A 24,323-nucleotide genomic window follows, 5' to 3' on the forward strand; every position below is an offset into this window, starting at 1 on the left:
GCTGGGGCCGCAGGGCGGCCCTTCGCGGCAGTCCGGCGTCCCGGTAAACCCACAGGGTTAGGCTGCGCCGCAAAAACTTGTGGGAGCGGGTTTACCCGCGAACGAAGGCAAAGCCTTCGCCGTACAAATAGGGGGCTGCGACCGGCCTCTTCGCGGGCAAACCCGCTCCCACAGGGTAATGAGCGGCGTGCTGAGCTCGTGTTCTTTTGCGTTACAGGCGCTAAAAGCCTTGCTCCACCACCAGTGGTACACTGCACGCCACCTAGCCTGAATATAAAGAGGGGAGACCGTGCTGCACTTTCCCCCAGCGTTCCTGGACAAAGCATGAGAATACTGATCATTGGCCCCAGTTGGGTCGGCGACATGGTAATGGCGCAGACCTTGTTCCAGTGCCTGAAGCAGCAGCACCCTGAGTGTGAGATCGACGTGCTGGCGCCCGAATGGAGCCGGCCGCTGCTCGAACGCATGCCCGAAGTGCGCCAGGCCTTGAGCTTCCCGCTCGGCCACGGCGCGCTGGAGCTGGCCACGCGCCGGCGGATCGGCAAGTCGCTGGCGGGCCAGTACGACCAGGCGATCCTGTTGCCCAATTCGTTGAAGTCGGCGCTGGTGCCGTACTTTGCCGGCATCCCCAAACGCACCGGTTGGCGCGGCGAGATGCGCTACCTGTTGCTCAACGACGTGCGCAAGCTGGACAAGGCGCGTTACCCGCTGATGATCGAGCGCTTCATGGCCCTGGCCTATGCGCCCGGCGCCGAGCTGCCGCAGCCGTATCCGCGGCCAAGCCTGCAGATCGAGGCGCCGAGCCGCGACGCCGCGCTGGCCAAGTTCGGCCTGGCGCTGGACCGGCCGGTCCTGGCCTTGTGCCCGGGCGCCGAGTTTGGCGAGTCCAAGCGCTGGCCGGCCGAGCACTACGCCGAAGTCGCCGACGCCATGATCCGCCAGGGCTGGCAGGTCTGGCTGTTTGGCTCGAAGAAAGACCACCCGGTTGGCGAAGCCATCCGCGAGCGGTTGATCCCCGGCCTGCGCGAAGAGTCTTACAACCTTTCCGGCGAAACCTCGTTGGCCGAGGCCATCGACCTGATGTCCTGCGCCGATGCGGTGGTTTCCAACGACTCAGGGCTGATGCACGTCGCTGCGGCGCTTAACCGCCCGCTGGTGGCCGTCTACGGCTCGACCTCGCCGGGCTTCACCCCGCCCTTGGCCGAACAAGTCGAAGTGGTCCGCCTGGGCCTGGAATGCAGCCCGTGCTTCGACCGCACCTGCCGCTTTGGTCATTACAACTGCCTGCGTCTGCTTGAGCCGGGCAAGGTCATTGCCGCGCTGCATAATCTGGCTGGGCCGAACCGTATCGATGTTCTGGCTGAGGTCGACTGAGTGCGGGTTCTGATCATCAAGACGTCTTCGTTGGGAGACGTGATTCATACCTTGCCGGCGCTGACCGATGCCGCCCACGCCATCCCCGGCATCCGTTTCGACTGGGTGGTGGAAGAGGGTTTTGCCGAGATCCCGAGCTGGCACCCAGCGGTAGACCGGGTGATTCCGGTAGCGATCCGGCGCTGGCGCAAGAACATCTGGCAGACCCTCAAAAGCGGTGAATGGAAAGCCTTCAAGCAGCGCCTGCGCGAGCGCCAGTATGACCTGGTGATCGACGCCCAGGGCCTGGTCAAATCGGCCTGGCTGACCCGTTATGTCAAGGCGCCGGTGGCTGGGCTAGATCGCTTCTCGGCGCGTGAAGGCCTGTCCAGCCGCTTCTATGACCGGCCGTTGTCGGTTGCGGTCGGCCAGCATGCGGTGGAGCGCCTGCGCCAGCTGTTTGCCCTGGCGCTGGCTTACGACCTGCCCGAAGGCATCGGCAACTACGGCCTGGACCTCGACCGTCTGCAATTGCCACCCACGGCGCCGTTCGTGGTGTTCCTGCATGGCACGACCTGGGCAACCAAGCATTGGCCAGAGGCCTACTGGCGCGAGTTGGCCGAACGCATGGGCCGGCGCAACCTGCAGGTCTGCCTGCCGTGGGGCAATCAGGCCGAAAAAGACCGTGCCGAGCGCATCGCCCAGGGCTTGAGTAATTGCCAGGTACTGCCCAAATTGAATCTGGTAGGGGTGGCTCGCGTGTTGGCCGCCGCCAAGGCCTGCGTGGCGGTGGATACCGGCCTGGGTCATCTGGCTGCAGCACTGGATGTACCGACCATTTCCCTGTTTGGACCCACCAACCCTGGTTTGACCGGCGCCTACGGACGTGTCCAGGTCCACCAGGCCAGCGACTTCCCTTGCGCGCCCTGCCTGCAAAAGAAGTGCACCTATAAACCGAGCGCCGAGGATCTGCGCCGGTTCGATATCAAACGCGAGTGGCCGCTGTGCTTCACTCGCCTGAATCCCGAGCATGTGGCGAGCCGCTTGAGCGCGTTGCTGCTGGCTGAGGATGTTCGTTAATGCAACTGGCTTTCGTACTGTACAAATACTTCCCGTTTGGCGGGCTGCAGCGTGACTTCATGCGCATTGCCCTGGAGTGCCAGCAGCGTGGTCATCAGATCCGCGTCTATACGCTGATCTGGGAGGGCGAGGTTCCGCCTGGCTTCGAAGTGCTGGTGGCGCCGGTCAAGGCGATCTTCAACCATCGCCGCAACGAGAAGCTCAGCGCCTGGATGGCCGCTGACCTGGCCAAGCGCCCGGTCGACCGCCTGATCGGCTTCAACAAGATGCCCGGACTGGACGTCTACTACGCTGCCGACGGCTGCTTCGAAGACAAGGCGCAGACCCTGCGCGGCAGCCTGTACCGGCGCTGGGGCCGTTACCGCCACTTCGCCGAATACGAGCGTGCGGTGTTCGCCAAGGATGCCCGCACCGAGATCCTGATGATCTCCGAAGTGCAGCAGCCGCTGTTCATCAAACACTACGGTACACCGGTGGAGCGTTTTCATCTGCTGCCACCAGGGATTTCCCAGGACCGTCGGGCACCGGCCAACGCCGCTGAAATCCGTGCGCAGTTCCGTCAGGAGTTCAAACTCACTGACGACGACCTGCTGCTGGTGCAGATCGGCTCCGGCTTCAAGACCAAGGGCGTCGACCGCAGCCTCAAGGCGCTGGCTGCGCTGCCGGCGGCGTTGCGCAAGCGCACCCGGCTGATGGTCATCGGCCAGGACGACCCCAAAGTGTTCCAGCTGCAAAGTGCCGGGCTGGGCCTGGGCGAGCAGGTGCAATTTCTGAAGGGGCGCAGCGATATCCCGCGCTTCCTGTTGGGTGCTGACCTGCTGATCCACCCGGCCTACAACGAAAACACCGGCACCGTGCTGCTCGAAGCGCTGGTCGCCGGCTTGCCGGTGCTGGTCTCGAAAGTATGCGGTTATGCCCATTACATCGCCGAGGCCGACAGCGGCCTGGTGCTTGATGAGCCGTTCGCGCAGGAGCAGCTCGACCGCTACCTGCAACGCATGCTCGAAGACGGCGAGGCCCGTGCGGCCTGGTCGCGCAATGGCCTGGCGTTTGCCGACAGCGCCGACCTCTACAGCATGCCGCAGCATGCCGCCGATGTGATCCTCAACCAGGAGCGCGCATGAAGCTGATATTGGCGCAGCCGTTCCAACGGCTGTGGGCCGGGCGCGATGCCTTCGAGGCCGCCGAGCAACTGCAGGGCGAAGTGTTCCGCGAACTGGAAGGCCGGCGCACGCTGCGCACCGAGGTCGAGGGCGCAGGTTACTTTGTCAAGATTCACCGTGGCATCGGCTGGGGCGAGATCTTCAAGAACCTGTTCAGCGCCAAGCTGCCGGTACTCGGTGCCGGCCAGGAATGGCGCGCCATCCAGCGCCTGCATGAAGTCGGCGTGCCGACCATGACCGCAGTCGCCTACGGCGAGCGCGGCAGCAATCCGGCGCAGCAGCACTCGTTCATCATCACCGAAGAGCTGGCGCCGACCATCAGCCTGGAAGACTTCAGCATCGACTGGGTCAAGCAGCCGCCGCTGCCGCGCCTCAAACACGCGCTGATCGCCGAAGTGGCGAAGATGACCGGCGGCATGCACCGCGCCGGGGTCAACCACCGCGACTGCTACATCTGCCATTTCCTTCTGCATACTGATCGCCCGGTGAGTGCCGACGACTTCAAACTGTCGGTAATCGACCTGCACCGCGCCCAGACCCGCAGCAGCATCAGCCGCCGCTGGCGCGACAAGGACCTGGCCGCGCTGTACTTCTCGGCGCTGGATATCGGCCTGACCCGGCGCGACAAGCTGCGCTTCCTGCGCGGTTACTTCCAGCAGCCGCTGCGTCAGATCCTCACCGAGGAGGCGCGCCTGCTGGCCTGGCTCGAAGGCAAGGCGCAGAAACTGTACGCGCGCAAACAACGCTACGGGGATGCACTCTGATGGCGGGCTGGACGCTGCTGCCGGAGTATCAACACCTGGCAGCAGATTTCGGCAGCCTCGAGGCAGTGTTCGCCATCGACGGCGAGCGCCTGACCCGTGACCCGCTCAGCGAAGTGGTGCGGATCCAGCGCGATGGCGTGTACTACTACGTCAAACGCTATACCGGCGCCGGCAAGCACTTGCGCCGCTACCTGGGCCGGCCGCGGATCAAGGCCGAGTGGCAGAACCTCAAGCAGTTCGCCAAGTGGGGCATTCCCACCGCCGAAGTGATCGGCTGGGGCCTGGAGCGCAATGGCCTGGCCTTTGGCCGTGGGGCGATGATCACCCGCGAGCTGCCGCGTACCGAAGACCTGTCCGAACTGGCCAAGCGCAATGATCCGCGCCTGGCCGACCGCGCCTGGGTCGACCACGTCAGCCGTCAGTTGGCCCGGCATACGCGGGTCATGCACGACAACCACTTCACCCATAACGATCTGAAGTGGCGCAACCTGCTGGTGGACGATCAGGGCACGCTATTCTTCATCGATTGCCCGACCGGCGATTTCTGGCGCGGCTTCATGCTCCGCCATCGAGTGATCAAGGACCTGGCCTGCCTGGACAAGGTCGCCAAGTATCACCTGTCGGCGACTCAGCGCCTGCGCTTCTACCTGCAGTACCGCGGGCACCAGCGGTTGAACGCGAGCGACAAAAAACGGGTACGCGAAGTGGTGCGCTTTTTCGAGGGAAGGGAATGACCGACTATCTGGCCAGCAGCGAGCTTGCCCTGCTGCAACGCCACGGCTTGAACGATTTCGAAGCGCTGTGGGCGCTGCAACTCGATGCGGTGGACGAACCCAATACCGGCCGTGGCGGCTGGAGCAGCGTGTTTCGCCTGGAGCTGGAGGGCAAGGGCTACTACCTCAAACGCCAGCTCAACTACTTCACTCGCACCCTGCATCGGCCCTTCGGTGAGCCGACATTTGCCCGCGAGTTTCGCAATATCACGCGCTACCAGAAGCTGAAGATCCCGGCCTTGCAGGCGGTGTTCTACGGTGAGCGCAAGGGTAACGGCGAGCACCGCGCGATGCTCATGACTCGCGCCCTGGATGAGTGGAACGACCTCGACAGCCTGCTGGCGCAGTGGCCGCAACTGGCCGCCGAAAAACGCCTGGGCATCCTCCAGGCCTGCGGCCAACTGGGGCGTACCTTGCACGCCGCCGGCCAGGTGCACGGTTGCTTCTATCCCAAGCACATCTTCCTCCGCGAGCGCCGCGAAGGCTGGCAGGCGCAACTGATCGACCTGGAAAAGACCCGGCCGCTGCTGCTTGGCATGCGCGACCGGCTGAAAGATCTGGAACCTTTGCTGCGCCGTGCCCGCGCCTGGAGCGAAGGCGATGTGCGCAGTCTGCTGGCGGCCTATCTGCAGCAACCGGCCGACAGCCCGCTGGTGACTACCTGGCTGCAGCGGCTGGTGCGCCGCCAGCATGAAAAAGAGGCCCGTTGATGCGTTTGTCTGAACTCAAGGCGGCTGGGCGCACGCCGAGCCTGCCGCTGAACATTACCTTGGCCGATGCTGCTGGCAGCGCTGAGCTGCAGCTGCTCAGCCTGCTGCGGGTGCTGCCTGGGCAACGCTACGTCGGTGCTGGTATTTGGCGCGGCAAGCCGGTGCTGGCCAAGCTGCTGGTCGGCAGCAATGCTGCACGGCATTTTCAGCGCGAGCTGGATGGCGTCAAGCTGATTGCCGCGCAAGGCTTGACCACTCCGCAACTGCTGGCTGACGGTCTGCAAGAGGGCGAGGGCGGCTGGCTGTTGTTCGAGTACCTGGAAAACGCCCAGAGCCTGGGCGCTGCCTGGGCTGAGGTCGAGGCGCTGGCGCCGCTGGCCGATGAGCAGCAACAGGTACTGGGAGAGGCGCTTGGGGCGGTTGCGCAGATGCACGCCAAGGGCTTGTGGCAGGCTGATCTGCATCTGGATAACCTGCTCCGCCACGGTGGCCAGCTGTACCTGATCGATGGTGCCGGGATCAAGGCCGAGACGCCGGGGCAAAACCTGTCGCGCCCGCGCGTGCTGGAAAACCTCGGCGTATTCTTCGCCCAGTTGCCCAAGCGCCTCGAGCCGTTCACCGAAGAGCTGCTGGTGCATTACCTGCTGGCCAACGGTGAGCACGCGCTGCCGCTGGAAGCCCTGCAAAAGCAGGTCGACAAGGTTCGCGCCTGGCGCCTCAAGGACTTCCTGGACAAGGCCGGTCGCGAGTGCACCCTGTTCAGCGTCGAACGCAGCCTGTCTGGCCTGCGTGCTATCGATCGTAGCGAAGTGGCAGCCATGCAGCCGGTGCTGGAGCAGGCCGATGCGCTGATCGACCAAGGCCACCTGTACAAGACCGGTGGCGCCGCAAGCGTTGCCCGGGTCGACGTTGGCGGCCGGCCGCTGGTGCTCAAGCGCTACAACATCAAGAACACCGTGCACTGGTTGAAGCGTTTCTGGCGCCCGAGCCGGGCCTGGCATTCGTGGATCGAAGGGCAGCGTCTGCGCTTTCTCGACATCGCCACGCCAAAGCCGCTGGCGGTGCTTGAACAACGGGTCATGGGCCTGCGCAGCCGTGCCTATCTGGTCACCGAATACGCCGATGGACCGGATCTGCTCGAGTGTTTTGCGCCCTTCGTCGCCAGTGGCGATGCGCCCGACGAGCAGTTGCAGGCCTTGCTGAAGTTGATGCAGCAGTTGATCCGCGAGCGCATCAGCCATGGCGATATGAAAGGCCATAATTTGTTCTGGCAGCACGGCCAATGGTCGTTGATCGACCTCGACGCCATGTGCCAGCACGCCACTCAACTCAGCTTCGCGGCTGCATATGCCCGTGACCGGGCGCGCATGCTGCGAAACTGGCCGAGTGACAGCGCCTTGCACAAGCGGATTGATCAGCTGTTGCCGCGGCTCGCCGAATAGGCTTCGGGCAGCGCCAGCCAGTCGCTGCTGCGGCCCGACTGGCGCACCCGGATGCGCCATTCGTCCGCCTGCCAGCGTAGCACCGCCCAAGGCTTGACGCCTGTCTGCTCAGCCGGGGGAATCAGCAGGTGGTACTGGTCTGCCAGCAAATGCCTGCGCAAGCCCAGTTGCCCGCTGCGGGTCTGCAGGTACAGCTGCTGGCCATCAGCGTGCAAGCCCGCTGCGCTGCTCAAAGGGGTGCCGGCGCGGGCTGGCGTGAGCAGGCAGTCATGACACAACGCTGCCAGATCTGGCAGGCCGTCATACCAGAGCACAGGTGAATCGATCACCCACTCGCCGCTGCGCAGGCGTTTGATCGGCTGCTGTAGATAGGCATCCGGTTGCTCAGGGTCGATAACCCGCCAGCGTTCGCCATCGAAGCTGACTTTGTAATGACTGCCGTGGTTGTCCCTGACGAAGTACAACGACAAGCCCCCAAACGCCGAAACCTGCTCGTAGACACCGATGTCATGCACACCATCGATGCGATAGCGCAACGAGCTGGTGTCGACATTGACTTGGTAGCGGGCCGGCAATGGCAGTGGCGGTTGCTTGGGCAAGCCGCGCAGCGCTCGGCGCAGGACGCTGGTAGCGAAGAAGCTGCCGCCCGCATCCGTGGCATGGCTGATGGTGTTGTAGAGATGGCGCAACACGCCTTCCATATCGCCTCGCTGGTGTGCCTGGATGCCATCGCAGATGTCCAGGATCATTCGCCCGATCGATAACGCCATCAGGGGCTTGGCAGGCAGTATCAGGCTTATCAGGTCCAGCAACCGCCAGGACAGGTCGATGACTGACTGAACATTGACCTCGCGGGTCGTCCGGCTGCTGGTGTCGACTGCTGCAAGTTGGGCGCGGACCTCTGCCATATACAATGCGAAGAACAGATCGTCGTGAATGGCTGGCAGGCGTAGAGAACTGCCCAGGCCCCCTTTGAGCAACAGCCGTTGCAGCTGGCTCTCCTCGACCTGTGGTAGCCGAGCGGCCAGGTACTGGCGCAGCGCCGGTTTGTCGCGCAGGGTGCGCAGCAATTGCCGGGTGCTGGAAAACTCGCGCCAGTTGCGTCGGTCTGGCGCGCCTGGGGTGTACATGAGAAACGACGGCACACTGCCTTGTGCAGTGTTTATCAGTAGCACCCCCTGCACCGTATGGCCCTGGATCAGTAGCTGCCGCACCACGACCGTATGGCCATCTACCGGCGGGCGGAGCGCGTTGTGGGGTTGGTCCAGTACCGCCGTTGCCCAGCGGTAACCACGCTCGGCGCGATGTTCGGCGAAGTGCCCGGCATACCGGGCCTTGACCGCTTCGGCACGCATTCGGGCGCGGTTGATTCGAGTATGGGCCAGCAGGCGCCAGCGGCCCGTGCGCGAGTCGACCAGTTGGGTGTAGAGAAAATCTGCATAGCGCCCGCCGGCATTGAGGCTGCGCACCAGTGTCTTCACGTAGGCCGGCGTCAGCTCCGGGGGCAGCGTGCGTGCCTCGGTATGGCTGACACGGGCGGTCAACCAGTAGTCGTAATTGAACCAGGCGAGGTTGACCAAGGCCAGATCGTCCAGTGGCAAGCGCTCGGTGACCATCTCAATGGTTTCATTGCCGACCTGTTTGAGGCCTTGCCAGGTAATGAACAGGGATGGGTTGAACGGGTAGGGCTGCGGCCCGACCTGGCGGGCGCGCGTGATGCTCACCGTTATGTCCTGTGGTAGCAATTGCAGGCCGAAATCATCGAGCAGGCGCTCTTGCAGGCGGGCTCGCGTCCATGTCCTGAGATCGTTCTGCTGAATAAACTGCGCTTGGGTGGGGATGCCTGGAGCCGCTGCTCTTTCACTGGCCACCACCAGTTCCTGCATGGTCTGCATGATGTGGCTGAGGCTTTGCGTGTCAGCATCGCGCAGCCATGCCGGCATGTGTTTTTCCAGTAACCGTGAATAGCGCGTGTTCAGCGTCGCCTTGCTACCAAGATCATCCTCGAGCCTGAGTGCCGCCATGACCTGCGCGTGTCGCGTGGTGGTCGATGACGGCTGGTCGTCGCCCCATAGCGACGGCAGGTTCAGGCGCTGGCGCTGGGTGTCGATCAGTTGCTGTACCTGCGCTTCGATCGGATCATCGGCATACCACTCATAACGCAGACGCTCAGCCAGACGCGCCTGCTCGGCGGATTGCGGGTCGGCGTACAGGTGCAGCAACGTGCTGCTGAGTAGAGGGTCGTCCAGCCGTTCGCACAGTTCGTCATGCAAGGCCTTGAGCGAGGGAAATACCTCGATGCCTTGTGACAGGCAGCACAGCAGTGCCTCGCCGGTTTCGCTGTCGGCGTCGAGCAGCGTGCCCTCAGGGGTGCCCGCGACGATCACCATCACCCCCGGCAGGTAGCTGCGCCAGTTGGGCTGCAGGTTCACCAGCAGGGGCCGGTAGACCTGAGGTCGGTGTGCTGCCGTTATCTGCTGGCGTTGCCAGGCGCGCGGTTGCTCGATGCAAGTGCGCAGCGGTGCGGCCTGATCGGCGCTCAGCGTGTCGTCAGTGATGCGCAGGTCGATTTCGGCCAGCAGGTAAATCTGGCGCAGGGCGATCAGCGACTGCTTGCGGTTCAAGCCTTGAGTATTGAGTTCTGACCAGTAGCTGGCCAGGTCGCTGTGGAGCTTGCGTCGCGTCTGCAGATCATTGTGCAGCGGCTGCTCGATGACCGGCAGGGGTTCGAGCAGCGCCTTGATCTGGCCGGTGAGTGTTTGGATAAGTTCGAGAGGTTGCATGGCCCGCTCCTTGTCATGGGGGACCCTGCATCCTAGGTACGGCAAACCTGCTGTGGTTGTAGCCAGATAACTCAACTGCGCCTGATCAGTGCCCGCACGCCGAGCACGCCAGGAATGCCCAGGCCGACCCAGGCCAGAACATCCCAGCCATCGTCACCCAGCAGCGCGGCGAACAGTCCCCCTGCACCCAGCAGCGCGATCAGCACAGGCCAGGTAAAGATCCGCCAGGTGGATTGCGAGCGATGGCTCATGGCTTTGCCTTCGCGCCGGTACGGCGCTTGCCCCACCAGAGATAAACGCCACTGGCGAGCACGACGATGGTCAGCACGTCGAGCAGTGCCCAGAGGATCTGCATCGGCCGTCCGCCGTAGTCGCCAAAGTGCAGCGGTTGCGACAGGCCCATCGCGTCCATGTACCAGGGCCGCTCGCCGACTGCTGTGACGGCGAGGGTGGTGGCATCGATCAGGACTGGGGTGAACAGGTGCGAGGTCAGATGCGTGGCGCCGTTCATGAACACGGCATAGTGGTGCTCACTGGAGAAGCGTGTGCCGGGGAATGCGATGAAGTCGGCACGCATCCCCGGTGCAGCGGCAGTTGCGATCTGCAGCAGCTGGCTGGCCGACGCACGCTCGGTCAGCGGCGGCGCGTCGCGGTAGGGTGCAACCATTGCTGCCAGGCTGTCGTTGCGCCAGGCGGCGATGACCAGGTCAGCACAGGCACTGATCACCCCGGTGACGCCAACCACCAGCGCCCAGGTCAGGGTCACGATGCCGATCAGGTTGTGCAGGTCGAGCCAGCGCAGGCGCGGCGATCTGTCCTGGCGCACGCTGGCGAACGGCAAGCGGCGCATGAACGGCGCATACAGCACTGTGCCGGAGATGATCGCGACGACGAACAACAGGCCCATGAACGCCAGCCATAATTTGCCGGCAAGCCCTGCGAACATGTCCACGTGCAGGCGCAGGATGGTCATCATCAAGCCGCCGTTGGCAGCCGGCATGGGCACGGCTTCGCCGGTGCGCGCATCGAGCATGAAGGTGTGCGAGTCGTTGGGATCGCTGCCTGCCGTGGCGGCAGTGATGGCGACTACGCCGTTGGGCTCGTCCTCGTCATAGCCGAAGTACTGCATGACTTCACCAGGACGATACTGTTCTGCCTTGAGCACCAGTTGCTGCAGGTCCAGGTGCGGGGTATCGGCAGGCATCTGGCGCAGTACGGGGGCGTCGCCGAGCAGGTGTTCCAGTTCGTGATGGAAGATCAGCGGCAGGCCGGTGATTGCCAGCAGGAGCAGGAACAGTGTGCAGATCAGGCTGCTCCAGGTATGGACCGTGGACCAGCGGCGCAGGGTTAGGCTTTTCATCGCGTTTCCGGGTTGCCAGGGGGGCGTCGGGAGCGGCGCCAAAGGTGGGGTGTGCGCAATACCTGTAGGAGCGGGCTTGCCCGCGAACGGGCCGCAAAGCGGCCCCGGGCGCGACTCAGAACTTGTAATTGACGCTGGCTACGACGTTGCGTTCGTCGCCGTAATAGCACCAGAAACCGTCGCAGTTCGCCAAGTAGTCCTTGTTGAACAGATTCTTCGCTTCGACCGCTACGCTCAGGCCTTTCATGCTGTTGTCCAGCCGGCCGAGGTCATAGTGCGCCGAGGCGTCATAGACCGTATAGGAACTGACATGCGCCACGCTGGTGTTGGCGGTGTTGCCGTAGGTATCGCCTACATAGCGCACGCCACCACCGACACCGAAACCGTCAAGCAGGCCGTTGTGCCAGGTGTAGTCAGCCCAAAGTGTTGCCTGGTTGCGCGGAATCAATGCCATGCGGTTGCCGACGTCGGTGGCAAGACCCTTGGTGATCTCGGTATCGGTGTAGGTGTAGGAGGCAATCGCCTTGAAGTTGTCGGTCAACTGCGTGGACGCTTCCAGCTCCAGGCCACGAACCTGCAATTCACCGACCTGGCGGGTGATGCTGCCTTCGGTTACACGCACGTTTTGCTGGGTCAGGTCATACACGGCGGCGGTCAGCAAGGTCTGGCTGCCAACCGGCTGGTATTTCACGCCGACCTCGTACTGACGGCCCTCGGTCGGTGCGAACGACTGCGCTGCTCGGGCATCGGCACCCATGGTGGGCTGGAACGACTCGGTATAGGAGATATACGGCGTGACGCCATTATCGAACACATAGCTCAAGCCTACGTTGCCGCTGAAGGCCTTGTCACGCTGGGTGCTGGTGGCATTGTTGACGTTGAATCGAGTCCCGGTGTGCACCCAGTCCTCGCGCCCGCCGAGGGTCAGGCGCCAGTTATCCAGTGACATTTGATCTTGCACGTACACACCCGTCTGCTGAGTCTTCTGGTTGAAATCTTGCAGGGTAATGTAGCTAACCCCGGACATGTCAGCGCCATACACCGGCCGATTGACGTTGATCGGCGGCACACCCAGGCCATACAACCATTGGTAGTTGGTATTGGCGCGTTGGTGGTCGAGGCCCAGCAGAAGCGTGTGGCTGACGGCGCCGGTGTCGAAGTCAGCCTGGAAGTTGTTGTCCACTGCAAACTGGCTGATGTCTTCGTTGATGATGCCTGACTCGCGGTTGACGTTGCCGTCGGCGTCGACGGTGTTAACGGTACCAACGTTGACGGCCTGGAACGACAGATCGTTTTTGGTGTAGCGCAGATTCTGGTGGAACTGCCAGGTATCGTTCAGTCGATGTTCGAAGGCGTAGCCAAGGGCGTAGTAGGTGCGGTCGTAGAAGTCCCAGTCGGGCTCGCCAAGATTCTTGTGGTGAGAAATCTTGCCTGCCGCAGATGGCAACTTGGTGCCTTGCAGCGGCAGGAACTGCCCGGTAATGCCGGTATCGTCGCGGGTGTACTGGCTTATGAAGGTCAGCTTGGTGTCTTCGTCAACGTTCCAGGTCAGGCTCGGAGCGATGTTGTAGCGTTTGTCCGGGATGTGATCGATGGGTGAATTGCTGTCACGCACCACGCCGCTGATGCGGTACAGAAGGCGGCCTTCGTCGTCGATCTTGCCGGTGCTGTCGAAGTTGATCTGCTTGTGTTCGTTGCTGCCGGCCTGGACTTCGATCTGATGAGCGCTCTCTGCCTGCGGGCGGCGGCTGACCATGTCGAGCATACCGCCCGGCGGGGTCTGGCCATAAACCGATGAGGCAGGGCCACGCAGTACGGTAATGCGCTCAAGGTTCCATGGCTCGACCTTGGGGTTGGCGAACGAGCCTTTGGGCAGCGCCAGGCCATCAAGGAACTGGGTCGGGTCGAAGCCGCGCACACGCAGCCAATCGGCGCGCGAGTCGGAGCCATAGCCGCTACTCTGCACACCAGCGGTGTAGCGCAGGGCGTCGTTCAGGTTGAGAACCTGGCGGTCGTCCAACTGCTGGCGGGTAATCACCGACAGAGAGCGTGCAGTCTCGACAATCGGCGTGTCGGTCTTGGTGCCCGCAGCGGTGCGCGTAGCGACGTAGCCGGTGCTGGCACCCCATGCGCTCTCATACTCGCCGGCCGCATTGATACTTGTCTCCGGCAACGCCAGGCTGCCTTCCGGCGTGGCCACCAGGCTGTAACTGCCGACACTGCTCTGCTGCAGTTGCAGGCCGCTGCCGCGCAGGGCCGCCTGCAGTGCGCCGAGGGCATCGTACTGGCCTTTGACCGGCGCCGCGGTGCGCCCGCTGACCAGGGCTGGGTCGATCGCCAGGGCGATACCCGCCTGGCTAGCGATCTGATTCAGGGTCGTCGCCAGTGGCGCGCTGGGCAAGTCATAGGCGAGTTGCGATTGCTCGGCAGCATGCAGAGCAGGGCTGGCCATCGGGATAGACAGGGCAATCGCCAGAGCCATCAGGCTGGGGCGCAGGATACGATCAACGGCACGGGACATGCAGCGGCTCCTCGACGGATAAGTGCTTTGTGCTTCCTTGCCGAGCGAGAATTGAAAAGTGACAGGGGCCTGTCGAAATAAATTTATCGGCGCTGCCGCTAGCGGCTCATTGCGCGACGACCTTGACCCACCATGGCGTGCGCTGCTCGACCTTGACCGGCAATGCAGGGGTCAGTGAGGCCAGTGCCAGGTCGATATCGGTCAGCGGGAAGCTGCCGGTCACGCGCAGGTCGGCTACCTCGGGCGCGACGCCCAGATGGCCGCTGCGGTAGCGGCCCAGCTCAGCGATAAGATCGGCCAGGCGCACGTTGTCCACCACCAGCATGCCGCGGGTCCAGGCATCGGCGCCGGCCGCAACCGGGCTGATCTGGCTGAGGCCATTGGCCGTCATCATGACCTGCTGGCCTGCTGCCAGAACCTGCTCATCTGCACGGTTGGACGGCATTGCCGCGACCTGCGACTGGAGCACTTCAAGACGCGTACCTTGCGCTTCGCGCTTGACCAGGAAGCGTGTGCCTAGTGGGCGCAGGCGACCATCATCGGTACGCACCAGCAGTGGCCGCAGGTCGTCATGGCCGGTTTCAACCGAGATTTCGCCCTGATGCAGAACGATCACGCGCTGGCTGCCTTCGAAATCGATATCCACGGCGGTATGGGTATTGAGGCTGAGCAACGTGCCGTCTTCCAGGCGCAGGGTGCGCAATTCGCCGGTGGCGGTGCGCTGATCGGCCAGCCAGTAACCCGGCGACAGCGACGGTGCATCGAGTTGCAGCACCAGCGCGGCGACCAGCAGCACGCTGGCGAGCCCGCCGCCAAGGGTACCAACCCGCCGGCGCAGGCTGACCCGCGACTGCAGCAGTGCCTTGCGCGCTGGGCCGACTGCGGCGCTGAAACGCTGGTCGAGCATGCCCAGTTGGCGCCAGGCGCGAGCGTGCTCTTCGCTGGCAGCGTGCCAACGTAGAAACTCACTACGCTGCTCTGGCACGCCGGGGCTGTCGTCCAGGCATAGCTTCCAGGCGATTGCAGCGTCCAGCACCTTGTTCGAGACCGGGCTGGTGCTCACGTCGGCTCGCCATACAGAGCGATGTAGCACTGGCGCATCCCCTGGGCCAGATACTGACGCACACGGGAGACGGAAACGCCCAGACGCTCGGCGATTTCGGCATGGCCCATGCCATCCAGGCGGTTGTGCAGGAACGCAGCGCGGGCTTTGCTCGACAGTTTGCCAAGCAAGCGGTCGATGGCCTTGAGGTCTTCGAGAATCAGTAGTTGCAGTTCCGGCGAGGGCTGTTCGGCTTCGGGCATCTGCGCCAGTTCAGCCAGGTAAGCCTGCTCCAGCGCAGCCCGGCGGAAATGATCGAACAGCAAACCCTTGGCCACTGCAGCAAGAAACGCCCTTGGCTCACGCGGCACCGGCAACTGGTCACGCCCGAGCAAGCGCACGAAGGTGTCCTGACTCAGGTCTTCGGCGCGTTGCTGGCAGCGCGTGCTGCGTTGCAGCCAGGCCAGCAGCCAGCTGCGGTGGTCGCGATAAAGCGCACCGATCAGATCAGCATGTGGACTGTGCGCAGACGGCAAGAGCGTTCCCCGGAAAGAATGCGTTAACTAACGATAATTATTCGCGATTGTTACAGAGGCGGGTGGCCGCACGCAATCCACGTCTATCGGATAGCTATTACCAACTGTGACTCTGAGCCTTGCGCCGCCGCCATTGCTGCAGGCGCGTGCTCAGTTGCCGGGGGCTGTCGAGCTGCTGCCGGCGGGCCTGGCTGAACAGGATCAGGGCCAACTCGGCGGTGACCTGGGCGTCGGCACTGGCATGATGGCGCTCATCCACCTGCAGGCCGAAGTGGCCGATCCAGTCGTCCAGGCCGGCCTCGCGCATTACCGTGTCGGGGTTGAGCATCGGCGCGATTTCGGCCACGTCGTAAAAGCTGTGCTGCAAGCGATGACCGAGGCTGTCTTTCAAGGCGCGGCCGAGCATGTGCTGATCGAACGGCGCGTGGAACGCCAGCAGTGGGCTGTCGCCGATGAACTCGAGCAACTCCAGCAGCGCCGTTGCGGGTGCTGAGCCGGCGGCCAGGGCATCCGGGCCGAGGCCGTGGATCAACACGCTGGGGGTGGTCTTCTGCGCCGGGCGGTGCAAGGTGCGTTCGAACTGCTGGCTGAAATCGATGGCGCCGTCTTCGATAGCCACTGCACCGATCGACAGCACCTGATCACGGTTTAGGTTGAGCCCGCTGGTTTCCAGGTCGATGACCACCCAGCGCTGCTCGCGCAGCGAATGCACGCCTGGCGGCGCTGGCTTGGGCAATTGCGCCAGGCGCTGGCGCATGGCCGGGTCGACGGCGGCAGGCAGGGAAGGGCGCAGCCAGGTAAACAGACTCATAGCTGATACCGCAGGGCCAGGCTGCTTTGCAGGCGTTGAGCCTGGCGCAGCGACTCACGCAGGATGCGTCGATCGAGCTGGTTGAGGCTGTCCGGGTCAAGCCGGTTGGAGTAGGCCTGGTTGGCGCGGCTCTGGCGTTGATGCTGCTGCATGCGGGTCTGCTGGATGAAGTGGTATGCCTCTTCGAAGGCGGCGCCGTCCAGGGCATCGATGACTTCTCTGGCGACCAGCTGACGCAGGCGTTCGAGGGTGTTGCAGGCGCCAATGCCGTTGGCCAGGGCGAGCAGACGGGCGCCGTCGACAAACGGCGTCAGGCCCTGCACCTTGAGGTCGAGGGTGGCGGCCTTGTCGTTGCCTTGACGGGTCAGTACGAAGTCGCGCAGGCGCCCCACCGGTGGCCGCTGGCGCAAGGCATTGTCGGCCATCATGCGCTGGAAAATGCGATTGTCGCGGACCTGGGCAAGCATGCCCTGGCGCAATTGTTCGACCGCCTGCTCATCGCCCCAGACCGCGCGCAGGTCAAAGTAGATGGAAGACCCGAGCAGGTTTTCCGGGCTGGCCTCGCGGACGAACCCGGCAAAGCGCCGCGCCCACTCGCTGCGCGACAGGCACAGGTCGGCGTTGCCGGCCATGATATTGCCTTGGCACAAGCTGAAACCACACTGCGCCAGGCACTGGTTGATGTACTGCGCCAGCGGCAGCAGAGCGCGCCGATGGGCGTCGGCCTGGGCAGTATCGTCGGCCTCGAACAGGATGCCGTTGTCCTGATCGGTGAACAGGGTTTGTTCACCGCGGCCTTCACTGCCAAAACACAACCAGCTGAATGCTACGCCGGGATCGCCACGCTCGGCCAGGGCCAGCTCGATCACCCGGCACACGGTGTGGTCGTTGAGCAGGGTGATGATCTGGGTGATCTGCGTCGACGAAGCACCGTGGGCGAGCATGCGCTCGACCAGCTGGCTGATCTCGCCGCGCAGCGACACCAATGTGTCCAGCCGTGGCGCATGGCGGATGGTGCGCGCCAGATGGACCAGGTCGACCCGCTGCAAGGAGAACAGATCGCGCTCGGACACCACCCCGCACAGGCGCCGCTCATGTACCAGGCAGACGTGGGCAATATGTCGTTCGGTCATCGCCATGGCCGCATCGAACGCAGTTGCATCCGGCGCCAGGTAAAACGGCGCGGCGGTCATGTGCAGGGCAATCGGCGCGCTCAGTTCGGCGCTGGCATCGGCTACTACCTGACGCAGGTCGCGCAGGGTGAAGATGCCGATCGGAAAGCGCTGCGGATCGATGATCACGATGCTGCCGACCTGCTGTTCGTGCATCAGGCGCACCGCTTCGCGCAAGGGCATGTCCGGAGTGCACACCACCGGGTGACGCATGGCCAGCTCGCCCAGCGGTGTATTCAGGGAATATTGGCTGCCGAGGTTTTCTACCGCACGGTGGCGCACCTGCTGATTAACCTGATCGAGCAGGCTGCTGACGCCGCGCAGAGCAAAATCACGAAACACATCCGACATCGAGAACAGGCGAATGAACGCAGCTTTGTTCAGCTGCAGGCAGAAGGTGTCCTCGCCGGCAACGTGCTCGGTGCGGGTCGCACGCTCGCCAAGCAAGGCCGCCAGCGGGAAGCATTCGCCGCTGGTGATCTCGAAGGTAGTTTCTACCCCGGCCTGGCTGACGTGCTGGCGCTCACCGACGACCCGCCCTTGCTTGACGATATAGAAGTGCTCGACCGGGCCATCGGCGGGCTTGATGATGCTTTCGCCGCTGGCGTGGAAGCGCAGTTGGCACTGCTCCACCATAAAGGCCAGATGGCTGTGTTCCATCTGCTTGAACGGCGGAAAGCGCTGCAGGAACTGCAATGTGCCCTGGATGTTCTGCAACACCGCGGTTCTGCCGGCTTGGCTGTAGGCGTCCTTTTTACTCATGAGCTGACCGTATCGCTGTGCCGATCTATATATATCTAACTATATATAGTGAAGTCGGCCTTGTTGTTCTCGGTCCCCATGGTCGGCTGGCGGCCGGTTCGTGCCCATTGGACGTAAGTCTATGAGGGCATAACGCCCGTTCGGCGACGTTGGCTGCACGGGCGGATAGCACATTCGGCGAATTTGTGGTCATACGCTGTGCAGACGATATTTCAACGGGAAGACCATGGGTGAGCATGACGACATTCTGAGTGACGCCGAGCGCGAGGCGTTGGCCTTGGTCAGCGCGCCACCGCCGCAACTGCCGCTGGTGCTGGTGGTCGACGACGACATCCTCAGCCGTAGAGCCCTGGCCTGGTATCTGAATCGCAAAGGTATCCGCTGCATCAGTGCGTCGAGCGCATTGGCTGCGTTGCGGGCACTCAGGCGTGAACCGCGTATTGGCATGATGATCACCGATCTGCGCATGGGGCCAGTGGATGGGCTTGAACTGATCAAGCAGATTCGCAGTTCGGTGCGGGCAGATCTGCCCATTGTGGTGGTGTCGGGGGAGTCGCAGGTGCCAGAGGCCGTCAAGGCGATGCACCTTGGGGTGCTGGACTTCATGGTCAAGCCGCCGGATCTGGACAAGCTGTTGCGGCTGGTGAGGAAGGAATTGCGGATTGAGTGAAGCTAGGGCCGCAAAGCGGCCCTAGCATTCTCCACTTACAGCCCGTTGCGCGCCTTGAACTCGCGGCGGCGACGGTGCAGCACCGGCTCGGTGTAGCCGTTCGGCTGCTTGGCACCTTCGAGCACCAACTCCAGCGCTGCCTGGAAGGCAACGTTGTCGTCGAAGTTCGGCGCCATTGGCCGGTACGAACTGTCGGCAGCGTTCTGCTGATCGACCACTGCCGCCATGCGCTTGAGGCTTTCCAGCACCTGCTCTTCGCGCACGATGCCGTGGCGCAGCCAGTTGGCGAGCAATTGTGCGGAGATACGCAGGGTCGCGCGGTCTTCCATCAGGCCGACGTTGTTGATGTCCGGCACCTTCGAACAGCCCACACCGTGGTCAATCCAGCGCACGACATAGCCGAGGATGCCCTGGGCGTTGTTGTCCAGCTCGTTGCGAATTTCTTCGTCGGACCAGTTGGTGTCGGCTGCCAGCGGGATGGTCAGAATGTCATCGACCGAGGCCGGCGCGCGCTTGGCCAGTTCCGCCTGACGCGCCTGCACATCAACCTGGTGGTAGTGCAGGGCGTGCAGTACCGCGGCGGTCGGTGACGGCACCCAGGCGGTGTTGGCACCGGCCAATGGGTGAGCGATCTTCTGTTCGAGCATGGCCGCCATCAGGTCAGGCATGGCCCACATGCCCTTGCCGATCTGGGCACGGCCTTGCAGGCCAGTGGCGAGGCCGACATCGACGTTGTTGTTCTCGTAGGCGCCGATCCACTTCTCGTTCTTCATGGCGCCCTTGCGCACAACGGCGCCGGCTTCCATCGAGGTATGGATTTCGTCACCGGTACGGTCAAGGAAGCCGGTGTTGATGAACACCACGCGCTCGGCCGCAGCCTTGATGCACGACTTGAGGTTGACCGTGGTACGGCGCTCCTCGTCCATGATGCCAACCTTCATGGTGTTGCGCGGCATCTGCAGCACGTCTTCGACGCGGCTGAAGATTTCTGCGGCAAACGCCACTTCTTCCGGGCCGTGCATTTTCGGTTTGACGATATAGACGCTGCCGGTGCGGCTGTTCTTGCGGGTGGTGGTGCCCTTGAGGTTGTGCAAGGCGATCAGGCCGGTGAACAGGCCATCCTGGATGCCTTCCGGGATCTCGTTGCCCTGCGCGTCGAGGATTGCGGGGTTGGTCATCAGGTGACCAACGTTGCGCACGAACAGCAGCGAGCGACCGTGCAGGCTTACGCTGCCGCCGTTCGGTGCGGTGTACTCGCGGTCCGGGTTCATGGTCCGGGTGAAGGTCTTGCCGCCCTTGCTGACGCTTTCGGACAGATCGCCTTTCATCAGGCCCAGCCAGTTGCGGTAAACCACCACCTTGTCGTCGGCATCGACTGCAGCAACCGAGTCTTCGCAGTCCATGATGGTGGTCAGGGCCGATTCCATCAGGATGTCTTTGACGGCGGCGGCGTCAGTGCTGCCGACCGGGGTGCTGGCGTCGACCTGAATTTCGAAGTGCAGGCCGTTGTGCTTGAGCAGGACTGCGGTTGGCGCCGCGGCCTCGCCACGGTAGCCGATCAACTGTGCATCGTCGCGCAGGCCGCTGTTGCTGCCGCCCTTGAGCGCAACCACGAGCTTGCCGGCATCGATGCGGTAGCCGGTGGAGTCGACGTGCGAGCCAGCAGCCAGTGGCGCAGCCTGGTCGAGGAAGGCGCGGCCAAAGGCGATGACCTTGTCACCACGGACCTTGTTGTAGCCCTGGCCTTTTTCGGCGCCACCTTCTTCGCTGATGGCGTCGGTGCCATACAGCGCGTCATACAGCGAACCCCAGCGCGCGTTGGCGGCGTTGAGGGCGAAACGCGCGTTCATCACCGGTACTACCAGCTGTGGGCCGGCCATGCGGGCGATTTCTTCGTCGACGTTTTGCGTGGTTGCCTGGAAGTCTTCTGCTGCTGGCAGCAGGTAACCGATTTCCTGGAGGAATGCCTTGTAGGCTGCGGCGTCGTGAGCCTGGCCTTGACGCGCCTGGTGCCAGGCGTCGATCTGGGCTTGCAGCTGGTCGCGTTTGGCGAGCAGGTTTTTATTCTTCGGAGCGAGGTCGTTGATGATCTTTTCCGCACCGAGCCAGAAATCCTTGGCGACGATGCCGGTGCCTGGAATGGCTTCGTTGTTGACGAAGTCGTACAGCACCTTGGCGACCTGAAGGCCACCGACTTGAACGTGTTCAGTCATTGCTTGCCTCACTCTGCTCAGCTATTTCGCTCATCGTATTAAGCCTGTAGCGCTTCTTCAAACACGCACCAGTACATGCCCGCAGGCGGCTGGGTGCGGCCTGCCAGACGCGCTGGCGGGCGGTTTGCGTATTTTCACAGGCGCCATCGGCAGACATCCAGCGACGTTTTGTAGTCCGCGTCGGGGCATACTACATGAAGCAGCAGGCGGGTGAACATCAGACTAAAAGCGTCGCTGTGCGACCATTTGGTCGCATAGGGTCACGCTGGGAAGCCGCATGTTCGCAAAAAACAGGTAGATTGTTCCAGATAAATCTTGAAACAGTACACGATTAGTCATTCGGACTGCCCTGCGGCAGGTTGCCACAGCTTGCCTATACTCACTCGATTGCCAGCCTTTGCGCCATGTTCGGCCTGGCTGAAACCTTGGCAGGGCAGAGGAGTACGCAGTGGACCACCTAGTATTGACCGTGATCGCCCCCGACCAGGCTGGGCAGGTAGAACGCATTGCCCAGTGCATCGCCAGCCACAACGGCAACTGGCTGGAAAGCCGCATGTCGCGCATGGCCGGGCAGTTTGCCGGGATCCTGCGGGTGGCGGTGCCGGCTGAGTCCCACGCTGAATTGGTCAAAGCGCTGGAGCAACTGATCAGCCACAACATCCGCGTACTGATCGCCGAGAGCGGCACCGAGCCTGCCGCTAACTGGAAGCCAATCAGTATGGAACTGGTGGGCAATGACCGCCCAGGTATCGTTCGCGACATTACCCGATTGCTGGCAGACAAGGGGGTAAATCTGGAGCGCTTCACCACTGAAGTACGGCCGGCGCCGATGAGCAGCGAGCCACTGTTCCACGCCAACGCGCTGCTGGCGTTGCCGATGGCGCTTTCGTTGGAGGATCTGCAGCAGAGCCTGGAAGCGCTGGCCGATGATTTGATGGTCGAACTTGAGCTGCGCGCCGAAGAATAGTCCACAGCCAGGGCGGTGCGGTTATCCCTGATTTACGGGGACGTCCCTGTGGATAACCTGGGGGCGTACCGCTTCAGCCCAATGCCCATGCCGCTTGCCGAGGATTGAGCAAAAAACGCTCAGTAATCAGGCGCTTGTGCACAAAGCGCGGGGATCAGCATGTGGATAACCTCTGGAGAGGTTGCTGCAGCCCACGCCAGCTGTGGCCTGCAGGATTTTGGTCATTTATTGATCAGGTGCGCTTGCGCACTTTAAGCCAGGCATCCACGCTGTACAGCGCCAAACCGGCCCAGATGAACATGAATGCGACCAGCGTGCTCGACGACAAGTGCTCGTCGAACAGCAGCACCGCCTGCAACAGCACCAGGCTCGGTGCCAGGTACTGCAGGAAACCCAAGGTGGTGTAGGGCAGGTGTCGCGCGGCTGCGTTGAAGCACACCAACGGGACCAGCGTGACCGGCCCGGCGGCAATCAGCCAGAGCGCTTCAGTGCTGCTGAAGAAATCCCCCTGCGTGCTGCTGGCAGCCGGGTGCAGCAACAGCCAGCCCGCAGCCAGCGGCACCAGCATCCAGGTCTCCACTACCAGCCCGGGCAGTGCCGCGACGGGTGCCTGCTTGCGGATCAGCCCATAGAAGCCAAAGGTCAGCGCCAGCACCAGCGACACCCACGGCAGGCTGCCGACCTGCCACACCTGCTGTGCGACCCCGACCGCTGCCAGGCCGACCGCCAGCCACTGCAGCCGCCGCAAACGCTCGCCGAGCAGGAGCATGCCCAGCAGCACGTTGATCAATGGGTTGATGTAATAGCCAAGGCTGGCTTCGAGCATGCGCCCGTTGTTTACCGCCCAGACATAGGTCAGCCAGTTGCCGGCGATCAATGTGCCGCTCAAGGCGAGGATTGCCAGGCGCTTGGGGTTGTCGCGCAACTCGCGCCACCAGCCGGGGTGCTTCCACACCAACAGTAACAGCGAACCGAACAACGCCGACCAGAGCACCCGGTGGACGATGATCTCGACCGCCGGCACGCTCTGAATGGCTTTGAAGTACAGCGGGAACAGGCCCCAGATGATGTAGGCCGTCAGGCCGAGAATATACCCGCGACGCGGGTTTGCAGCGTGCATGCCGAATCCTTGCTTAGGTAGCTAAATAACAGCACCTATTGTAGACAGACCTGCACCTGCTCCTAGAACAATTTCAGCGGCGCTTCGTCCAGCGCCGAGATCTGCTCGCGCAGGGCAAGGATCTGATCGCCCCAGTAACGCGGCTGACCAAACCAGGGGAAGCTGCGCGGGAATGCCGGGTCGTCCCAGCGCCGCGCCAGCCAGGCGCTGTAGTGCAACTGGCGCAAGGCCCGCAGCGGCTCGATCAGCGGCAGTTCGCGCGGGTCGAAGTCGTGGAACTCGTTGTAGCCGTCGATCAGCTCGGCCAACTGGCCCAGGCGTTCTTCGCGGCTGCCGGCGAGCATCATCCACAGGTCCTGCACTGCCGGGCCCGTCCGGCAGTCGTCCAGATCGACCAGGTGGTAGGCGTCTTCGCGGTGCATGATGTTGCCTGGGTGGCAGTCGCCGTGCAGGCGGATGGTCTGGTGCGGGGTGCGCGCGTAGATCGCTTCAACCCGTTTGAGCAGATCGCGAGCGACCGATTCATAAGCTGGCAGCAGTTCCTTGGGCACGTAGTTGCCGTCGAGCAAGGTCTGCAGCGAGGCATGCCCGAAGTTATCCACAGCGAGCGACTCACGGTGCACGAACGGCCGCGTGGCGCTGACTTTGTGCAGGCGCCCGAGCAACTGGCCTAGGGTATACAGCTGGTCGAGATTGCCCGGCTCTGGCGCCCGGCCGCCGCGGCGTGGGAACAAGGCAAAGCGAAAGCCCTGATGTTCGAACAGGCTCTGGCCTTCATGGCTGATTGGCGCCACGACCGGCACTTCGCAGTCGGCAAGCTCGGCGGTAAAGGCGTGTTCTTCGTGGATCTGTGCGTCGGTCCAACGCCCCGGCCGGTAGAACTTGGCGATCAGCGGCTGCTGGTCTTCGATGCCCACCTGATAGACCCGGTTCTCGTAACTGTTGAGCGCCAGCACGCGGGCATCGCTGAGAAAGCCCAGGCTTTCTACCGCATCAAGGACCAGGTCGGGGGTGAGGGTATCGAAAGGGTGGGACATTGGAGCTCCGCAGGGCGACATCGTGAGCACCATGGTACTCCATT

The 24,323-nt window shown here is 63.1% G+C and carries 20 protein-coding genes; 9 read left to right on the forward strand and 11 right to left on the reverse strand.

Translation table 11 applies throughout. The annotated features are described in order from the left end of the window. Nucleotides 1-324 precede the first annotated feature (324 nt). Genes waaF through ACIOAU_RS19595 form a run of 7 tightly spaced genes read left to right on the forward strand, consistent with a single transcriptional unit; the run spans nt 325 to nt 7,285 of the window. Nucleotides 325-1,374 carry a lipopolysaccharide heptosyltransferase II gene (waaF, locus tag ACIOAU_RS19565; protein ID WP_150571138.1) on the forward strand — a complete coding sequence of 350 codons (1,050 nt, stop codon included), beginning with the start codon at nt 325-327 and terminating at the stop codon, nt 1,372-1,374. Continuing rightward, the gene (waaC, locus tag ACIOAU_RS19570; protein WP_150573398.1) at nt 1,375-2,433 is read left to right on the forward strand and encodes a lipopolysaccharide heptosyltransferase I; all 1,059 of its coding nucleotides are present in this window, start codon (nt 1,375-1,377) and stop codon (nt 2,431-2,433) included. Continuing rightward, nucleotides 2,433-3,557: a glycosyltransferase family 4 protein gene (locus tag ACIOAU_RS19575; protein WP_150571140.1), complete on the forward strand. Its 1,125-nt coding sequence runs from the start codon at nt 2,433-2,435 to the stop codon at nt 3,555-3,557. The genes waaC and ACIOAU_RS19575 overlap by 1 nt, the downstream gene beginning before the upstream one ends. Continuing rightward, entirely contained in the window at nt 3,554-4,360 is an 807-nt protein-coding gene (rfaP, locus tag ACIOAU_RS19580; RefSeq protein ID WP_101322444.1) for a lipopolysaccharide core heptose(I) kinase RfaP, read from the forward strand. Before ACIOAU_RS19575 ends, rfaP begins: the two co-directional genes overlap by 4 nt. Then, nucleotides 4,360-5,094, forward strand: coding sequence for a lipopolysaccharide kinase InaA family protein (locus ACIOAU_RS19585; RefSeq protein WP_150571141.1), 735 nt, complete (start codon nt 4,360-4,362; stop codon nt 5,092-5,094). The genes rfaP and ACIOAU_RS19585 overlap by 1 nt, the downstream gene beginning before the upstream one ends. Next, a complete protein-coding gene (locus ACIOAU_RS19590; protein ID WP_181089452.1) occupies nt 5,091-5,843 on the forward strand; it encodes a lipopolysaccharide kinase InaA family protein in 753 nt (250 codons plus the stop codon). The genes ACIOAU_RS19585 and ACIOAU_RS19590 overlap by 4 nt, the downstream gene beginning before the upstream one ends. Continuing rightward, nucleotides 5,843-7,285 (forward strand): lipopolysaccharide kinase InaA family protein, encoded by a 1,443-nt coding sequence (locus tag ACIOAU_RS19595; protein ID WP_401184058.1) that lies wholly within the window; start codon nt 5,843-5,845, stop codon nt 7,283-7,285. The genes ACIOAU_RS19590 and ACIOAU_RS19595 overlap by 1 nt, the downstream gene beginning before the upstream one ends. On the opposite strand, the gene ACIOAU_RS19600 is transcribed toward ACIOAU_RS19595, so the two are convergent. The 8 genes from ACIOAU_RS19600 to ACIOAU_RS19635 all read right to left on the reverse strand — a co-directional run bounded on the left by ACIOAU_RS19600 (nt 7,258) and on the right by ACIOAU_RS19635 (nt 18,272). Further along, nucleotides 7,258-10,068: a dermonecrotic toxin domain-containing protein gene (locus ACIOAU_RS19600; RefSeq protein WP_401184061.1), complete on the reverse strand. Its 2,811-nt coding sequence runs from the start codon at nt 10,066-10,068 to the stop codon at nt 7,258-7,260. The genes ACIOAU_RS19595 and ACIOAU_RS19600 overlap by 28 nt on opposite strands. Nucleotides 10,069-10,139: 71 nt before the next feature. Then, nucleotides 10,140-10,319: a hypothetical protein gene (locus tag ACIOAU_RS19605; protein ID WP_101322439.1), complete on the reverse strand. Its 180-nt coding sequence runs from the start codon at nt 10,317-10,319 to the stop codon at nt 10,140-10,142. Continuing rightward, nucleotides 10,316-11,428, reverse strand: a complete 1,113-nt coding sequence (locus tag ACIOAU_RS19610; protein ID WP_401184064.1) for a PepSY-associated TM helix domain-containing protein — start codon at nt 11,426-11,428, stop codon at nt 10,316-10,318. Before ACIOAU_RS19610 ends, ACIOAU_RS19605 begins: the two co-directional genes overlap by 4 nt. 115 nt (nt 11,429-11,543) lie before the next feature. Continuing rightward, nucleotides 11,544-13,949 carry a TonB-dependent siderophore receptor gene (locus tag ACIOAU_RS19615; protein ID WP_401184067.1) on the reverse strand — a complete coding sequence of 802 codons (2,406 nt, stop codon included), beginning with the start codon at nt 13,947-13,949 and terminating at the stop codon, nt 11,544-11,546. A 106-nt stretch (nt 13,950-14,055) separates the two neighbouring features. Then, nucleotides 14,056-15,012, reverse strand: a complete 957-nt coding sequence (locus ACIOAU_RS19620; RefSeq protein WP_150571147.1) for a FecR domain-containing protein — start codon at nt 15,010-15,012, stop codon at nt 14,056-14,058. After that, nucleotides 15,009-15,527 carry an RNA polymerase sigma factor gene (locus ACIOAU_RS19625; protein ID WP_150571148.1) on the reverse strand — a complete coding sequence of 173 codons (519 nt, stop codon included), beginning with the start codon at nt 15,525-15,527 and terminating at the stop codon, nt 15,009-15,011. The genes ACIOAU_RS19620 and ACIOAU_RS19625 overlap by 4 nt, the downstream gene beginning before the upstream one ends. Before the next feature lie 97 nt (nt 15,528-15,624). Next, nucleotides 15,625-16,338 carry a PolC-type DNA polymerase III gene (locus ACIOAU_RS19630; RefSeq protein ID WP_401184071.1) on the reverse strand — a complete coding sequence of 238 codons (714 nt, stop codon included), beginning with the start codon at nt 16,336-16,338 and terminating at the stop codon, nt 15,625-15,627. After that, nucleotides 16,335-18,272, reverse strand: coding sequence for a putative nucleotidyltransferase substrate binding domain-containing protein (locus ACIOAU_RS19635; RefSeq protein ID WP_101322433.1), 1,938 nt, complete (start codon nt 18,270-18,272; stop codon nt 16,335-16,337). The genes ACIOAU_RS19630 and ACIOAU_RS19635 overlap by 4 nt, the downstream gene beginning before the upstream one ends. 226 nt (nt 18,273-18,498) lie before the next feature. Between ACIOAU_RS19635 and ACIOAU_RS19640 the strand changes: the two genes are divergently transcribed. Then, nucleotides 18,499-18,942, forward strand: a complete 444-nt coding sequence (locus ACIOAU_RS19640) for a response regulator (protein ID WP_101322432.1) — start codon at nt 18,499-18,501, stop codon at nt 18,940-18,942. A 35-nt stretch (nt 18,943-18,977) separates the two neighbouring features. Here the strand turns inward: ACIOAU_RS19640 and ACIOAU_RS19645 are convergent, their stop codons facing one another. Further along, nucleotides 18,978-21,155, reverse strand: a complete 2,178-nt coding sequence (locus ACIOAU_RS19645; protein ID WP_401184075.1) for a malate synthase G — start codon at nt 21,153-21,155, stop codon at nt 18,978-18,980. A gap of 448 nt (nt 21,156-21,603) precedes the next feature. Here ACIOAU_RS19645 and ACIOAU_RS19650 point away from each other — a divergent pair, with 448 nt between their 5' ends. Then, nucleotides 21,604-22,122, forward strand: a complete 519-nt coding sequence (locus ACIOAU_RS19650) for a glycine cleavage system protein R (protein ID WP_150573407.1) — start codon at nt 21,604-21,606, stop codon at nt 22,120-22,122. A gap of 232 nt (nt 22,123-22,354) precedes the next feature. Here the strand turns inward: ACIOAU_RS19650 and rarD are convergent, their stop codons facing one another. Together rarD and ACIOAU_RS19660 are read right to left on the reverse strand one after the other, a co-directional pair. Next, the gene (gene rarD / locus ACIOAU_RS19655; RefSeq protein WP_150571151.1) at nt 22,355-23,242 is read right to left on the reverse strand and encodes an EamA family transporter RarD; all 888 of its coding nucleotides are present in this window, start codon (nt 23,240-23,242) and stop codon (nt 22,355-22,357) included. Nucleotides 23,243-23,304: 62 nt separating this feature from the next. Continuing rightward, nucleotides 23,305-24,279: a serine/threonine protein kinase gene (locus ACIOAU_RS19660; RefSeq protein WP_101322428.1), complete on the reverse strand. Its 975-nt coding sequence runs from the start codon at nt 24,277-24,279 to the stop codon at nt 23,305-23,307. Nucleotides 24,280-24,323: the final 44 nt, after the last annotated feature.

Source organism: Pseudomonas sp. NPDC088322 (genome assembly GCF_044740745.1).
GTDB lineage: Bacteria > Pseudomonadota > Gammaproteobacteria > Pseudomonadales > Pseudomonadaceae > Aquipseudomonas > Aquipseudomonas shirazensis.

Coding starts and splice junctions, on each gene's coding strand:
- ACIOAU_RS19640 (WP_101322432.1), top strand. CDS start 18,499: ATGGGTGAGCATGACGACATTCTGAGTGACGCCGAGCGCGAGGCGTTG.
- ACIOAU_RS19615 (WP_401184067.1), bottom strand. CDS start 13,949: ATGTCCCGTGCCGTTGATCGTATCCTGCGCCCCAGCCTGATGGCTCTG.
- ACIOAU_RS19645 (WP_401184075.1), bottom strand. CDS start 21,155: ATGACTGAACACGTTCAAGTCGGTGGCCTTCAGGTCGCCAAGGTGCTG.
- ACIOAU_RS19600 (WP_401184061.1), bottom strand. CDS start 10,068: ATGCAACCTCTCGAACTTATCCAAACACTCACCGGCCAGATCAAGGCG.
- ACIOAU_RS19595 (WP_401184058.1), top strand. CDS start 5,843: ATGCGTTTGTCTGAACTCAAGGCGGCTGGGCGCACGCCGAGCCTGCCG.
- ACIOAU_RS19635 (WP_101322433.1), bottom strand. CDS start 18,272: ATGAGTAAAAAGGACGCCTACAGCCAAGCCGGCAGAACCGCGGTGTTG.
- waaF (WP_150571138.1), top strand. CDS start 325: ATGAGAATACTGATCATTGGCCCCAGTTGGGTCGGCGACATGGTAATG.
- ACIOAU_RS19590 (WP_181089452.1), top strand. CDS start 5,091: ATGACCGACTATCTGGCCAGCAGCGAGCTTGCCCTGCTGCAACGCCAC.
- rarD (WP_150571151.1), bottom strand. CDS start 23,242: ATGCACGCTGCAAACCCGCGTCGCGGGTATATTCTCGGCCTGACGGCC.
- ACIOAU_RS19660 (WP_101322428.1), bottom strand. CDS start 24,279: ATGTCCCACCCTTTCGATACCCTCACCCCCGACCTGGTCCTTGATGCG.
- ACIOAU_RS19605 (WP_101322439.1), bottom strand. CDS start 10,319: ATGAGCCATCGCTCGCAATCCACCTGGCGGATCTTTACCTGGCCTGTG.
- ACIOAU_RS19585 (WP_150571141.1), top strand. CDS start 4,360: ATGGCGGGCTGGACGCTGCTGCCGGAGTATCAACACCTGGCAGCAGAT.
- rfaP (WP_101322444.1), top strand. CDS start 3,554: ATGAAGCTGATATTGGCGCAGCCGTTCCAACGGCTGTGGGCCGGGCGC.
- ACIOAU_RS19575 (WP_150571140.1), top strand. CDS start 2,433: ATGCAACTGGCTTTCGTACTGTACAAATACTTCCCGTTTGGCGGGCTG.
- ACIOAU_RS19610 (WP_401184064.1), bottom strand. CDS start 11,428: ATGAAAAGCCTAACCCTGCGCCGCTGGTCCACGGTCCATACCTGGAGC.
- ACIOAU_RS19630 (WP_401184071.1), bottom strand. CDS start 16,338: ATGAGTCTGTTTACCTGGCTGCGCCCTTCCCTGCCTGCCGCCGTCGAC.